The organism is Microbacterium meiriae (genome assembly GCF_040685015.1).
GTDB classification, from domain to species: Bacteria; Actinomycetota; Actinomycetes; order Actinomycetales; family Microbacteriaceae; genus Microbacterium; species Microbacterium meiriae.
Genome location: NZ_JBFBHD010000002.1, coordinates 1,685,739 through 1,698,969 on the forward strand (window position 1 = coordinate 1,685,739; position 13,231 = coordinate 1,698,969).

The following is a 13,231-nucleotide window of genomic DNA, read 5'->3' on the forward strand; positions in this document are numbered from 1 at the left end:
GACGGGATGGGATCAGCGGCTTCGGCGGCGGGTGGCCCAGACGTCGACGGCGACGGCCGCGACGATGAGGACGCCCTTGATGACCTTCTGCCAGTAGGCGGGGACCGTGAGGATGTCGAGACCGTTGTTCAGGGTCTGGATCAGGAGGAGGCCGAGGGCCGTTCCCCAGATGGAACCGCGTCCTCCGAGCAGGCTCGCCCCGCCGATGACGACGGCGGCGATGGCATCGAGCTCGTACCCGACGCCCAGGTTCGGGGCCCCGAGGGTCACCCGGCTGGCGAGCATCACTCCAGATATCCCCGCGAGCATGCCGGAGATGGCGTAGACGCTGAAGATCGTCCTTCCGACGTTGATGCCGGCGATGGCCGCCGCGACCGGGTTGCCGCCGATCGCATAGACCCGCATGCCCCACGCGGTGCGCCGCATGACGATCGCGAGGCCGATGATCCCCACGATCATCAGGATCACGGGCAGTGTGAGGCCGCCGAACTGGGCGTTGGCGATGCGGGAGAACTCCGGCGGGAGCCCGGTGATGGGGGCGCCGTTGCCGGCGACGAAGGCGACGCCGGAGGCGAGGGTGAGCATGCCCAGGGTGGCGATGAAGGGTGGGACCTTGATCACGGAGACGACGAAGCCGTTGATCGCCCCGGCCAGGAAGCCGACCACCACACCGGCGACGATCGCCAGCCACACCTGGTCGGGGAACGCCTTGGCCGTGAGGCTGCCGAAGACCGCAGAGGCGGCGATCACACTGCCGACGGAGAGGTCGATGCCTCCCGTGAGGATGACCAGCGTCTGCCCGAGGGCGATGAGCGCGAAAGGCGCAGCGGCGACGAGGATCGTCTGGAGGTTGTCGACGGTGCCGAAGCGCGCGCTGCGGTAGAGGAAGAAGGCGATGATGAGCACCATCACGATGACCATCGCGTAGCGGATCGCGAGGTCCCCGAACCAGGTGGGGCTGAATCGTCGCACCTCGGCGTCAGACGTGAAGGTCTGCGGTGCGGTACGGGTGTCGGTCATTGGTCGTCCTTTGCAGAGGGGGCGAGGCGGGCGCCGGCGTCCGACGTCTCCAATCCGCTCGCGAGCCGGAAGATGCGGTCCTGCACGTCGGGGGCCTGGAGGTCCGTACGGTCGAGCTCGGCGACGATCCCGCCGTCCTTGAGCACGAGCGCGCGGTGCGACAGCGCGAGGATCTCCGGCATGTCGCTGGAGGCCATGATCACGGCCATGCCGGCGGCGGCGAGCTCGGTGATGATCCGGTAGATCTCGCTCCGGGCGCCGACGTCCACGCCTCGGGTCGGTTCGTCGAGCAGCAGCACCTTCACCTCACCGGTGAGCCACCGTGCCAGCACGACCTTCTGCTGGTTCCCGCCGGACAGCGTCTCCATCGTCTGCCCGAGTCCGCGGCTGCGGAGTCGCACCGAGCTCATCACGGCGGACACCGCGTCGACGCGGCTCCGGCCCCGCAGCCACCCGTCACCTCACCGTAGGGGCGAGGACCTCGTCAGGGCAAGGGTTGCCGACGGATGGGGAGGGGTGGGCTACGGTCGCCTCATGGCCGAGCCGTTCTTCACCATCGGGCACTCCACCCGCACGATCGATGAGTTCCTCGCGTTGGTGCAGGAGAGCCGTGTGGAGAGCGTCGTGGACGTGCGCCGCCTCCCCGGTTCGAAGCGGCATCCGCAGTTCGACCAGGACGCACTCGCGTCCTCCCTCCGCACCGCCGGGATCGCCTACCACCGTGCAGAGGGGCTGACGGGTCGCCGCCCCGTGAGCAGGGACGTTCCCTTCGAGACCAACGCGTGGTGGCAGAACCGCAGCTTCCACAACTACGCCGATCACGCCCTCTCCGCGGATTTCGGGCAGGCCCTGGACGAGCTCCGCGCCGAGGGCCGCGAGCGGCGCGTCACGGTGATGTGCTCGGAGAGCGTGTGGTGGCGGTGCCATCGACGGATCATCGCCGACCACCTCCTCGCGCGGGACGAAGTCGTCCGCCACATCCTCGGTCCCGGGCACGTCGATCCGGCCGAGCTCAGCGCCGGCGCGGTCGTCCGCGCGGACGGGACGGTCACCTACCCGGCCGCATGACCGCACGCCGGCACAGCATCCCCCTCGTCTCGTCTTCGCGCAACCCCCGTGCCGGAACACCTCTTCTCCTCATAGGACTGGATCGCGGGAGCAGTGCTCGCGCCGACGCCGAGGAGGAGCCATGTCGAAGGCAGCCACAGGACGAAGCGGATCCGCGTCCGCTCCATCGCCAGAGCACGACGAGAAGCCGGACAGCCCGACCGATCTGCAGAAGCGGTCGTGGAAGTACGTCCTGGTCAAGAGCGTCCGGGAGTTCTCCGCCGATCAGTGCATGGACGGCGCCGCGGCCCTCACGTACTACGCGGTGCTCTCGATCTTCCCCGCCATGATCGCCGTCTTCTCGCTGCTCGGCGTGTTCGGCCAGGGCGGGGCCGCCGCCGACGCCGTGCTCGGCATCATCGGCGACGTGGCACCGCCGGAGACCGCGGACGCTCTCCGCGGTCCCATCGAGCAGATCTCCCAGGCTCCCGGCGCCGGCATCGCGCTCGTGACCGGGATCCTCCTCGCGCTGTGGTCGGCCTCGGGCTATGTCGGGGCGTTCAGCCGGGTGATGAACCGCATCTACGAGATCGAGGAGGGGCGGCCGTTCTGGAAGCTGCGCCCCATGCAGCTGCTCGTCACGCTCATCACCGTCGTCTCGCTGACCATCGTCGCCATCGTGCTCGTGCTCTCCGGAGATGTGGTGTCGGCGCTGGGCGACGCGATCGGCGCCGGCGAGGGCGTGCAGCTCGCGTGGAGCATCGCCAAGTGGCCGCTGCTGCTGTTCGTCGTCGTCTTCCTCGTCGCGATGCTCTACTACGCGACCCCGAACGCCAAGCAGCCCAAGTTCCGGTGGATCAGCATGGGTGCCCTCGTGGCGATCGTCGTGCTGGCCGTCGCCACCCTCGGCTTCGTGCTCTACGTCACCACCTTCTCCAACTACGAGCGCACCTACGGATCGATGGCGGGCGTCATCGTGTTCCTGCTGTGGCTGTGGATCGCGAACCTCGCCCTGCTGTTCGGCGCGGAATTCGACGCGGAGCTGGAACGCGGCCGCCAGCTTCAGGCCGGGATCGCCGCCGAGCGCGACATCCAGCTCCCCGCACGCGACACCCGCCAGAGCGATAAGCGGGCGGAGAAGGAGCGGAAGGACATCGAGGAGGGGCGGCGCATCCGCGTCGAGAACGACGACGACGACGGGTCGGAGCCGGAAGGCCGGACGACCAGAGGACGATGACCCGGTCGGGCTATGGTGAGAGCCATGCCCTTCGCGTCGCCTGTGCGGCGCGTTTTTCCTACCCCAGTGGAGCGAACGAAGCGATGTGCAGGCCTGGTCGTCGCGCGCCGATGCGCAGGATGAGCACCGGAAGACCACTTCTCCGCGAGATCGGGATCATCGGAGGGTGGCTCGCGATCGCGGCAGCGCTCGCCGGCTGCACGGCGATCCCCGCCGATGTCGACGGCACCCTCGACAAGGCCCGCGACGGCCAGATCCGGGTCGGGATCACGCACAACCCGCCGTGGACGGACACGACCGATCCGTCGGACCCGGCCGGGGTCGAAGTGCGCCTCGTGGAGGAGTTCGCCGAGACGCTGGACGCGACCGTCGTCTGGACCGTCGACAGCGAGGCGAACCTGGCCGAGCGGTTGCACGACCATGCCCTCGACCTGGCCGTCGGCGGGTTCACCGACGACACCCCCTGGGTCGAGAAGGCGGCGATGACCGTCCCGTTCGACGACGCGACGACCGCGGGCGAGACGAAGAAGCACGTGATGCTCACCGTTCTGGGGGAGAACCGGTTCCTCACCACCCTGGAGTCCTTCCTGCTCGAACGAGGAGACGCGCGATGAGGGCTCACCCCGACCTTCCGCCCGCGCAGCAGGACACCCTGCGTCGAGCGATCCGCTACGAGTGGTTCACGCTCGCGTTCCTCGCAGTGGCGATCACCGGCGTCTACCTGGTCATGGGCAGCTCGCAGGCGATGAAGGCCGCGTGGATCGAGGACCTGCTCTCCCTCGCCCCGCCGATCGCCTTCCTCGTCGCCGTCCGCATCATCGCGAAGCCGCCGACCGTCAAATACCCGTACGGGTTCTTCCGCTCCGTCGGTGTGGCCCACCTCGTCGCCGGCGTCGCCCTCTTCGCGATGGGCGCGTTCCTCCTGGTCGATTCCGTCATCGGGCTGGTGAGCGGCGACCGGCCTCCGATCGGGTCGGTCCAGGTGTTCGGCCATGTGATCTGGTCGGGCTGGCTGATGATGGGCATGATGGCGCTGACCATTCCGCTGCCGATCTACTTCGGTCGTGTGAAGATGCGCCTGGCCAAAGATCTGCACAACAAGGTCCTCTATGCCGATGCGGACATGAACAAGGCCGACTGGATGACCGCGGCCGGCTCGATCGTCGGGGTCGGCGGGATCGGGCTCGGGCTGTGGTGGGCGGACGCCGCCGCCGCGACCTTCATCGCGGGGAGCATCCTCTGGGACGGGTGGCGCAACACCCGCGCGGCGATCACCGACCTCATGGACACCAGGGCGACGACCTTCGACGACGAGAAGCCGCACCCCGACTCCCACGCCGTGCTGGACCACCTCCGCACCCTGCCCTGGGTCCGCGACGTCGCGGTGCGGACGAGGGATCAAGGCCAGTTCTTCCACGTCGAAGCGTTCATCGTGCCCGTCGACGATGCCCTGCCCTCCCTGGCCGACCTCGACCGCGCGCGCCAGGAGTGCCACGAGCTGGACTGGAAGCTCGTCGACGTCGTCCTCGTGCTCGTGCCCGAACTCGCCGACCATCTGACGCGGCGGGAGGACGAGGACGAGGCATCGTCAGCGCAGGTTCGCCCGTCGCCGCACCCGTAGCAGGGCACCCGCGAGCAGGAGACCGAGCCCGGCCACCGTCAGCGCGCCCGTCATCGGCGTCGGCCCGGAGGCGGCGAGCCCTTCGCCCTCACCGCCGCCCTCGCCGCCTTCCTCGCCGCCGCCGTTGCTCGGCGAATCGACGGGATCGTAGGTGTTCGTCACGGTCACCGCCACCGGGGTGGTCGCAGCGGCGTCCACCGTCACGGTCGCCGGTTCGATGGTCTGCGCGGCGAGCGTGACCGCGTCGTTGGCGCCGTCCGCGGACTCGCTGACCGTGCAGGTCGCCCCATCCGGCAGCCCGGAGAAGACGACGGGGTCGGCGGCCGTCGCTCCGGCGGGGATCGTGGCGGAGACGACGACGCCGGGTGCCGGGGCGGGCGTGCAGGCCAGGTCGATCGTGATGGCGCCCTGAAGTCCCGCGCCGTCACCTGTGATGATCTTCTGCACGGTGATCTCGCCGGAGGCGTAGGGCGTCGCCCGGACCCCGGCGCGGACCGGGAGCGTCGTCGTCTGCGCGAGGACCAGCTTCTGCGCTGCGGGTCTGTCCGAGGACTCCGGGTCGTAGAGATAGACCGTGCCCTGCGTCAGGGGCACCTGCGCCGTGATCCGGAAGCCGTTCACGGGTGCCGCGGGTCCGGTCCAGCGCGCCCAGAGCTGCGCCCCGGACGCGACAGCCGTGCCGACCGGAACGGGCTGGGTTCCGGCCTGATCGAGGAAGACCTCGACGCCCGCGGCGGCGTCGAGCGTGCCGCTGGCGGTGCCCGAGACGGTGAACGGTCCCACGATCGAGCCGTCTTCCGGGATCGTCGTCGTGCCGGGCTCGATGCCGAGCGTCGGCACCGACGGCTCCGGGAGACCTCCGCTGTCCAGCGCATCCTGGACGACAGCGGCCGTGGCGTTCCGGATGGTCGCGGTGGTGCCGGTGGCCAGGACGAATCCGTCACTGAAGTACCAGATCGCGCTCTGCACGGCCGCCACCTGCTGGGCGAGCGTGAGCCCGGAGATCGGGTTGCTCGTGTCGAACGGGAAGTAGTTGGTGAGGATGTAGTTGATGTAGTCGAGGTTGGGCACGTTGGACTCGTCCCACTCGCCGATGTTGTAGCCCGCCCCGACGCCGGTCTCGGTACTGAAATCGATGCAGTACGCCGAGGCCGTCGCCCCCGAGACCGGATCGGCGATGGTGATCAGCTGGGGGCTCACGGCCTCCACGGAGGCCCCGGTCGCCGGATAGGGGCCGGGCGTGGGCCCCAGCGTCGTCAGCTCGCCGGTCACGTTCGTCGGGTACTGCGAGCCGGTGATGGTGACCTGCGTGAAGAAGCCGGCCCGCGGAAGCACCGGATCGGGATCCCACAGAGCCGATGCCGGGGTAGCTCCGAAGAGCACCATCGCCGCAGCGATGGCCGTCGCCAGAAGAGCCCCTGCCGTGCGCGTACGCGATCGCGTCGTCTCGGTGTGCATGGTGTCCCTCGATCTCGCCGATGATCCGAGTGACGGGTTCCCCGACCTGCGACAGCCCGCCGTTGGTCACCGACGATAGGCACAAGCTCCTCCGGCGAAAAGGGGCTGAGCGATGTTCACCCGGGTGAGTCCCGGGACTCTCGCGCAAGCGAGCACCCTCTCGCGCAGCGGAGCGCCCGCCGGGGGAGGGAGTTGGGTGGCAGGCGCTCCGTCGGCCGCAGCGCGACCGGCAAGGCCCCCCGAGTCGATCGGTGCAGCACGTTCAGGATGAACCATGCGTACGGACCGCGCAACGGGTGTGTCCGTCAGTGTCCGTGCGCGAGCTGCTGGACGAGCACGACGATGCCGCCGAGCCCGACGAGGATCCCCAGGGCGATGAGCTGCTGCCATCCGCTCACTCCCGTCCGGCGGACGGCGACGTATCCGATGAGTCCGAGGATCGCGACGTAGACGATCGACGCGATGGTCAGCGCCGTCCGCAGCTCGATCCATCCGAGCACGGCGACGAGGAGGACGAGCAGTGGCACCGCCGCCGATCCCAGCGCCGTACCGGTGAGCCGCAGCACATCCCGCAGCTCGGACCCTCGGGGGAAGCTGCCGTGCGCCGCGAGATGGGCGACCAGATCGGCGGCGAAGCCCGCGAGGGCGATGGCGGCGATGCTGACGAGCAGAGTCACCGTGGCCTGCAGGGCGCTGGTGTGCTCCACGTTGGAGTTCTGCACGAGCACGATGGCGAGGCCCGTGAAGGTGGCGTACACGCGCTCCTTGATCGCGGCGCGGTCGTGCTCGGGCCGAGCGGCATCGGAGTCCGGCGTGCTCATGGGCGGGATGCTATCAAGACACCCCTGCTGACCGAAGCGCATCGTCGAGCACCTTCGCGGCGGTCGGGATCGTGGGCCGGCCGTCCTCGATCTCCCAGAGCGTGTTCTGGAGGAGCCGCGCGCTCGTCCAGCGGGCCGCGCATGCGCGGTCGAGGTGGAGCATGTCGGAGAGGATGTCGAACCGACGACGCACGATGCGTGCCGCATCGGCGGTACGCGGGTCCCGGCTCCATCCACTGTCCAGAGCCGGCCACAGATCGAAGCCCGCGTCGCCGATGAGCGGCTCGGGGTCGATCGCCAGCCACGGCTCGCGCTCCGCGCCGAGGACATTGCCGAAGTGCAGGTCCCAGTGCAGAAACCGGCTGCCGGGCATCGCAGCGACGTCCGCGACGAGGTGCAGCCACCGGTCGAACCGTCGTCGGTCCTCGCCCGACAGCAGCACCGCCGCTCCCGCCGCATCGTTCAGCATCTGCGACACCACCGCCTCCAGGCGCGGAAGACCTGGCGGCGGGTCGACGCGGTGCAGGCGTTCGAGAAGGGAACCGACGACGCGCGTGGCATCGTCGTCCTCCATCGCCTCGAGGCTGCGCTCGGCATCGAGACGTTCGAGGAGCATCGCGCCTTGATCGGGAGCACTCGCGAGGAGCCGGACGATGGCTCGCCCGTCCCACCGCCCCAGCCCGACGACCGCCGCGTCGAACTCCGGCCCCGGCTGCTGCACCTTCACCACGGCGATGAGACCGTCCGCCCGCCGGACCGGGACGACGATCCCCGCTTCTCCGGACCGGAGGGGCCCGTCCGGAGAGAGACTCCACCTGTCCAGGACCTCCGCGGCGCGCGCATGCAGCGCTTCCTCGTGCGCCACGTCAGTCCAGGCGCGCAGACAGCTCCGCCGTGATCCGCGAGACCTGGGTCCGCGCCTCCGCCAATCGCCCGACCTCCTCGTCGAGCCCGGACCGCATGGACGGCGAGGCGCCGTGTGCGCGAGCGAGCTGCAGGTTGGCGCGGAGGTTCAGGGAGGCACCCGAGAGGCCGGCCTCTAGGGCCTCCGCCGCGACGGCGAGGTCCACGGCGAGGTGCGGGTTGCCGCGCGACGCGAGAGTGCGCGCCTCCGTGACCAGGGTGATGCCGATGCGGCCGAGGCGCGCGACGGACGCAGCGGCGTCGAGGGCGGCGTTCCTCACCCTCTCCTCCCGTGCCGGGTCCTCCGGTGCCAGCGCGAGCGCGGCACCGAAGCCCGCCGATACCACGCCGTCCGCCTCGACGGCCTGCAGAAGCTCCGCGCGCACGGGGTCGAGGCGGCCGGTGCTCTCGGCGACGGCAGGATCCTCGCGGGTGTATCCGGCGACCATGCCCATCAGTGCCGCGGCCAGGCCGAGCATGACCCCCGACGCCGCACCTCCGCCAGGCGAACCGGTGGGCTGACTGAGCGCGTCGAGCCAGGCATCCATCGGGCGGGACGTCGGGATGTCTGCAGAATCCGTCATGCCGGTCAGACTATCCGTGGGAAGGATGCAGTATGACGGCGGATCAGCGAGCGGCCCTCCGTGATCGGGCGCCGCGTCTCGCACGACTCCGGATGCATGCGTCTCTACGATGGACTCGTGCAGCTCGTCGACACCCTCTCCGTCGTCGGCGAGGTGCTGTCCTGGATCGGCCTCGGTATCGGCGTGCCGCTCCTCATCGTGGCCCTGCTGATCCGGCTCGTCGAGGGGCAGTGGATCCCCGTCGAGATCGCCGTGATCGATCGGGACGGCCGCCGCACCGCTCGCTGGTTCGCGGGCGGCGACTTCCACGAGAGACCGCTGCGCCGCAGCGAGCCCACGGCCACCACCGATGGATGGCTCGACGGGTTCCACAGCTCGAACGACCCGGCCCGCATCCGGATCGGTGAGCCGCCGCATCTGCGCCGGGTCCTGCGGACCGTCGGGGTCGTCTTCGCCGCGGTCGGTGCCGTCGGCCTGATGGTGTCGTTCCTCCCGCTGGTCCTCTGACGTCGCGCGCGGAAGCCTCACGCCGTCGACGGTCGCTGCGAGGATGACCGGCGGAACGATTCCAGCGCCGTGCGATACGTGGCGGCGTCGTTCCGTACCGCATCGGTGACCAGGAGGGCGCGAGGTCCGATCTGCCGGACGTACACCCCGCGGCACGGCAGCGTCACCACCTTCCCGAGGCCCCGACGCCAGGCGTCGGCGAGCGTTGCCACGTCCCCGTGTTCAGGGCTGTCCGCGAGTGTCGTGCGGTTCGTCGCGAGGTGCGCGTCGGAGCCACGCCGCTCCCATTCGCGGTACGCCGCGTCGTCGAAGACATCGTCTCCGAACTCATCCCGCGCCGTGGGGCCGACGAGCTGGCCGAGCAGCGTCTCCCGCTCATCCGGACCCATCGTCGGATCGAGGGCGCGGTCGAACAACGTCCGATCCGGCTCCGTCGCGGCGTGCGCGACAGCCTTGTCCCAGATCCGGGGCCAGACCTCCGCCCAGTGATCACGGGTCTGCGCGTCCACGGGCCGCTCCGCCTCCGCTGGCCGGTCGACCAGGAGCGGCGGGAGCGCGTCGTCGACGGGGACCAGCCCGTGCGCCTCCCGGACCCAGAGCAGTTCGAGCAGGGCGTGAGGGCGATCGTCGACGGTGATGATCATGTCGTGCGGCCACGGGTCCCCCGGTATCGGGGTCATCGATCGCATGCGCCCTCCGCTCCCCTCGTCGACTGACCGCCGCCGCGGAGCACCGGGCCGACGACCCCTCGCAACGCGCTGACGTCCTCGTCATGTTCGGTGTTCATCGGCCCCCCCTCCCCCGGCTCGCCCCTCATCTTCGCATCCTCCGATCGCGAGGAGCCGTGGTCACCGAGAACGACGCTTTCGTCGCGCGATCAGGCTGTGGCTAGGATCGCCCCGTGAGCCAGATCATCCCGTCACCTCGTCGCCGAGCCTTCGGATGCGGGGTCGCGGCCACCGTCGTGGCGCTCGTCGGGATCCTGCCGACCGCGATCGTCTTCGTCCTGGCGGGGACGGCGGACCCGAACTACGGATGGCTGTTGTTCCTCACGCTGCCGCTCGCGGTCCTCTTCGGTGGCACCGCCCTCATCCTCGGCGTCATCGGGCTCGTCTTCGCCCGTGCCGACCGCGTCGGCTACGCGTGGCCGGTCGCGGGAACCGTGCTGGGGGCCGTGTCGGCCCTTCCCACCGCCGCGTTCCTCATGGGTGGCTGAACCGCCGCGAGCAGGGTGTCAGTCAGCCCCAACAACCCTCGCCCTCACTGCTTCCTGAAAGAGAGCCCCCGTGCGCCGGAACCCGCCCGCCAACAGACTGATGCTCGCGATGGCTGTGGCCCTGGCGGCGTTCTTCGTCTGGGGAACACTCGTGCGTCCCCTGGTCGAGGGCGAGCCGCCTGTGGCGACATCGCTGGTATTCGCGACGGGGGTACTGCTCGCGGGTCTGATCATCTGGATCGTGCTCGGACGCATCCAACGACTGCAGCGCACCCAGCGGCGAGCACTGCGGGAGCGCGAGCCGCAGGCGCGAACCTTCGGCTCCTACGCGCTCAACGGTGTTGCAGCCTACCTGTCACGTGCGATCCCCCTCCTCGGACTCGGCCCCGCCCCCCGCGGCCTGTTGACGGCGAGCCCCACGGGCGTCATCGACCCTTCGGGGTTCCGGGTGGTCCGCGGCGGGGACCGTCTCCTCACCGCATACAGCGTGCCGCGGGATCGGATCCAGGGCGTGACGAGAGGTGCCATCCAGGAGGGCGCCTTCCTCTACCCGACCCTCGAGATCGTGGTCTCGCAGGGAGCGGGACAGGCCACGATCCCGGTCCCGGTGACCAGGGACGACGCGCCGCTTCGCCGGGAGTCACCGGACGGCATGGACCGTTTGATCTCTGACGCGGCACGCATCTGGGGCGTTCCGGTGCTCGGCGACGGCGGCTGACGCGAGCGACTCCGCGACCGGAATCGACGCGCGAGCGCGGGCCGGTAGAGTACGGGAAACAGGGGGGAACATTTTGTCTGACGAGTCCATGGCGCAACGGCGCGACTACAACCCCGGACCGCGAGTGGGGATCACCTTCTCCACCTTCGACCTGCTGCACGCAGGGCACATCATGATGCTCGCCGAGGCGAAGCGGCAGTGCGACTACCTCATCGTCGGCCTGCAGATGGATCCGACCCTGGACCGCCCGGAGAAGAACGCGCCGACGCAGACGGTCGTGGAGCGCTACATCCAGCTTCGCGGCTGTCAGCACGTGGATGAGATCGTGCCGTACTCGACGGAGCAGGACCTCGAGGACATCCTTCGGTCCTTCAAGCTCGATGTGCGCATCGTCGGGGATGAGTACCGCGATCGGGACTTCACCGGCCGCGCGTACTGCGAGGAGAGTGGCATCGAGCTCTACTTCAACAGCCGAGACCATCGGTTCTCCAGCTCGGGCCTCCGGAGGATCGTCGCGGAGAAGGAAGCGGAGCGCGCCGCGGGTCACTGACCCGCGTTCTGCCTGTGGCGACCTCCGGTCATCGAACTCCGCGAAGAACAGGTGACGGATGCGCACATCGACAGCGTGGGGGTTGATCGCAGCGATGACCGCGGTCTCGCTCGTCGCCCTCGGCGTCGTCATGACCTACCGCTTCGCGACTCCGCTCGTCGATCCTGCCCCGCCGACGCCGGACTACGGGGTCCAAGCGCTCGTCGCCGGCGTGACGATGGCGGCAGTGGTGGTGGGTGGCCTCGGCGCGGGCGTGTACGCGACGAAACGCCAGGTCGCCCGAGGTCGCGTCGTCGGTTGGACGGCCGCCGCGATGCTCGCGGGCACCGTCCTGGGAGCGGTTCTGGCCTTCGTCCTGAGCGCACGCTGACGTCTGTGGCTCCGCGACCTCTGCCGCAACATGAGGGACGCCCCCTGCGTCTTATCTCACGCCCGCCTCACGGAGCCGGAACCAGCACGTCGCGTACGAGCGCATCAAGCTGCGCCGCCTCAAGGAACTGCCGAAGAGTGTGGCGCGCGGGCCCGGACGTGGTGCGGCGCCACACTGCGTGACGCCGCACAAGCGGACTCAGAAGTCCCAGTCGTCGTCTTCCGTGGCCTCGGCCTTGCCGATGACGTAGGACGAGCCGGACCCACTGAAGAAGTCGTGGTTCTCGTCCGCGTTCGGGGAGAGCGCCGACAGGATCGCCGGGTTCACGTTGGTGACGCTGGAGGGGAACATCGCCTCGTAGCCCAGGTTCATGAGGGCCTTATTGGCGTTGTAGTGCAGGAACTTCTTGACGTCCTCGGTCAGCCCGACGCCGTCGTAGAGGTCCTGCGTGTACTGCACCTCGTTGTCGTAGAGCTCGTAGAGCAGGGAGAACGTGTAGTCCTTGAGCTCGTCCTTGCGCGCCTGGTCGGCCGTCTCGAGTCCGCGCTGGAACTTGTAGCCGATGTAGTACCCGTGCACGGCCTCGTCGCGGATGATGAGGCGGATGAGGTCGGCCGTGTTCGTCAGCTTCGCCTTCGACGACCAGTAGATCGGCAGGTAGAAGCCCGAGTAGAACAGGAACGACTCCAGCAGCGTGGAGGCGACCTTGCGCTTGAGGGGGTCGTCTCCCTGGTAGTAGTCCATGATGATCTGCGCCTTCTTCTGAAGGTTCGCATTCTCCGTGGACCAGCGGAACGCCTCGTCGATCTCCTTCGTCGACGCGAGCGTCGAGAAGATCGAGGAGTAGCTCTTCGCGTGCACCGACTCCATGAACGCGATGTTCGTGTAGACGGCCTCCTCGTGAGGCGTGATCGCGTCGGGGATCAGCGACACCGCGCCGACGGTGCCCTGGATCGTGTCGAGGAGCGTGAGCCCGGTGAACACCCGCATGGTGAGCAGCTGCTCGTCGGGGGTGAGCGTGTTCCACGACTGCACGTCGTTCGACAGCGGCACCTTCTCCGGCAGCCAGAAGTTGTTCACCAGACGGTTCCAGACCTCGAGGTCCTTGTCGTCCTGGATGCGGTTCCAGTTGATCGCCTGCACGCTGGAGACCAGCTTGAGCGGGGAGTGAGGAGTCAT

General features: G+C 69.2%; 17 protein-coding genes. 9 read left to right on the forward strand and 8 right to left on the reverse strand.

From position 1 onward, the window contains the following. Positions 1-12: 12 nt before the first annotated feature. Together AB0N68_RS16590 and AB0N68_RS16595 are read right to left on the reverse strand one after the other, a co-directional pair. Entirely contained in the window at positions 13-1,020 is a 1,008-nt protein-coding gene (locus AB0N68_RS16590) for an ABC transporter permease (protein WP_268777630.1), read from the reverse strand. Further along, the gene (locus AB0N68_RS16595; RefSeq protein WP_363333123.1) at positions 1,017-1,442 is read right to left on the reverse strand and encodes an ATP-binding cassette domain-containing protein; all 426 of its coding nucleotides are present in this window, start codon (positions 1,440-1,442) and stop codon (positions 1,017-1,019) included. Before AB0N68_RS16595 ends, AB0N68_RS16590 begins: the two co-directional genes overlap by 4 nt. A gap of 112 nt (positions 1,443-1,554) precedes the next feature. Between AB0N68_RS16595 and AB0N68_RS16600 the strand changes: the two genes are divergently transcribed. The 4 genes from AB0N68_RS16600 to AB0N68_RS16615 all read left to right on the forward strand — a co-directional run bounded on the left by AB0N68_RS16600 (position 1,555) and on the right by AB0N68_RS16615 (position 4,925). Further along, positions 1,555-2,088, forward strand: coding sequence for a DUF488 domain-containing protein (locus AB0N68_RS16600; RefSeq protein WP_187662395.1), 534 nt, complete (start codon positions 1,555-1,557; stop codon positions 2,086-2,088). A 121-nt stretch (positions 2,089-2,209) separates the two neighbouring features. Continuing rightward, positions 2,210-3,304, forward strand: a complete 1,095-nt coding sequence (locus AB0N68_RS16605; protein WP_292796131.1) for a YihY/virulence factor BrkB family protein — start codon at positions 2,210-2,212, stop codon at positions 3,302-3,304. Positions 3,305-3,423: 119 nt separating this feature from the next. Next, positions 3,424-3,918, forward strand: coding sequence for a transporter substrate-binding domain-containing protein (locus AB0N68_RS16610; RefSeq protein WP_280568110.1), 495 nt, complete (start codon positions 3,424-3,426; stop codon positions 3,916-3,918). Further along, positions 3,915-4,925 (forward strand): cation efflux transmembrane domain-containing protein, encoded by a 1,011-nt coding sequence (locus AB0N68_RS16615; protein ID WP_259954052.1) that lies wholly within the window; start codon positions 3,915-3,917, stop codon positions 4,923-4,925. Before AB0N68_RS16610 ends, AB0N68_RS16615 begins: the two co-directional genes overlap by 4 nt. Here AB0N68_RS16615 and AB0N68_RS16620 read toward each other — a convergent pair. The 4 genes from AB0N68_RS16620 to AB0N68_RS16635 all read right to left on the reverse strand — a co-directional run bounded on the left by AB0N68_RS16620 (position 4,893) and on the right by AB0N68_RS16635 (position 8,691). Beyond that, positions 4,893-6,383 (reverse strand): thioester domain-containing protein, encoded by a 1,491-nt coding sequence (locus AB0N68_RS16620; RefSeq protein ID WP_292796126.1) that lies wholly within the window; start codon positions 6,381-6,383, stop codon positions 4,893-4,895. The two genes, AB0N68_RS16615 and AB0N68_RS16620, sit on opposite strands and share 33 nt — an antisense overlap. Positions 6,384-6,688: 305 nt before the next feature. After that, a complete protein-coding gene (locus AB0N68_RS16625; protein WP_292796123.1) occupies positions 6,689-7,204 on the reverse strand; it encodes a hypothetical protein in 516 nt (171 codons plus the stop codon). A gap of 13 nt (positions 7,205-7,217) precedes the next feature. Continuing rightward, positions 7,218-8,069 (reverse strand): aminoglycoside phosphotransferase family protein, encoded by an 852-nt coding sequence (locus AB0N68_RS16630; protein WP_292796120.1) that lies wholly within the window; start codon positions 8,067-8,069, stop codon positions 7,218-7,220. Position 8,070: 1 nt separating this feature from the next. Beyond that, complete coding sequence (locus tag AB0N68_RS16635; RefSeq protein ID WP_292796118.1) at positions 8,071-8,691, reverse strand: cyclodeaminase/cyclohydrolase family protein; 621 nt, start codon at positions 8,689-8,691, stop codon at positions 8,071-8,073. A 96-nt stretch (positions 8,692-8,787) separates the two neighbouring features. Here AB0N68_RS16635 and AB0N68_RS16640 point away from each other — a divergent pair, with 96 nt between their 5' ends. Then, the gene (locus tag AB0N68_RS16640) at positions 8,788-9,198 is read left to right on the forward strand and encodes a hypothetical protein (RefSeq protein WP_292796115.1); all 411 of its coding nucleotides are present in this window, start codon (positions 8,788-8,790) and stop codon (positions 9,196-9,198) included. 17 nt (positions 9,199-9,215) lie between these two features. On the opposite strand, the gene AB0N68_RS16645 is transcribed toward AB0N68_RS16640, so the two are convergent. After that, positions 9,216-9,887, reverse strand: a complete 672-nt coding sequence (locus tag AB0N68_RS16645) for a hypothetical protein (protein WP_313366721.1) — start codon at positions 9,885-9,887, stop codon at positions 9,216-9,218. Positions 9,888-10,099: 212 nt separating this feature from the next. Between AB0N68_RS16645 and AB0N68_RS16650 the strand changes: the two genes are divergently transcribed. The 4 genes from AB0N68_RS16650 to AB0N68_RS16665 all read left to right on the forward strand — a co-directional run bounded on the left by AB0N68_RS16650 (position 10,100) and on the right by AB0N68_RS16665 (position 12,052). Beyond that, a complete protein-coding gene (locus AB0N68_RS16650; RefSeq protein WP_187662404.1) occupies positions 10,100-10,414 on the forward strand; it encodes a hypothetical protein in 315 nt (104 codons plus the stop codon). A 70-nt stretch (positions 10,415-10,484) separates the two neighbouring features. Further along, complete coding sequence (locus AB0N68_RS16655; protein WP_363333129.1) at positions 10,485-11,132, forward strand: hypothetical protein; 648 nt, start codon at positions 10,485-10,487, stop codon at positions 11,130-11,132. A gap of 73 nt (positions 11,133-11,205) precedes the next feature. Further along, positions 11,206-11,682: an adenylyltransferase/cytidyltransferase family protein gene (locus AB0N68_RS16660; RefSeq protein WP_259954064.1), complete on the forward strand. Its 477-nt coding sequence runs from the start codon at positions 11,206-11,208 to the stop codon at positions 11,680-11,682. A gap of 58 nt (positions 11,683-11,740) precedes the next feature. After that, entirely contained in the window at positions 11,741-12,052 is a 312-nt protein-coding gene (locus tag AB0N68_RS16665) for a hypothetical protein (protein ID WP_259962771.1), read from the forward strand. Positions 12,053-12,250: 198 nt separating this feature from the next. Here the strand turns inward: AB0N68_RS16665 and nrdF are convergent, their stop codons facing one another. Then, positions 12,251-13,231 carry a class 1b ribonucleoside-diphosphate reductase subunit beta gene (nrdF, locus tag AB0N68_RS16670; protein ID WP_060922463.1) on the reverse strand — a complete coding sequence of 327 codons (981 nt, stop codon included), beginning with the start codon at positions 13,229-13,231 and terminating at the stop codon, positions 12,251-12,253.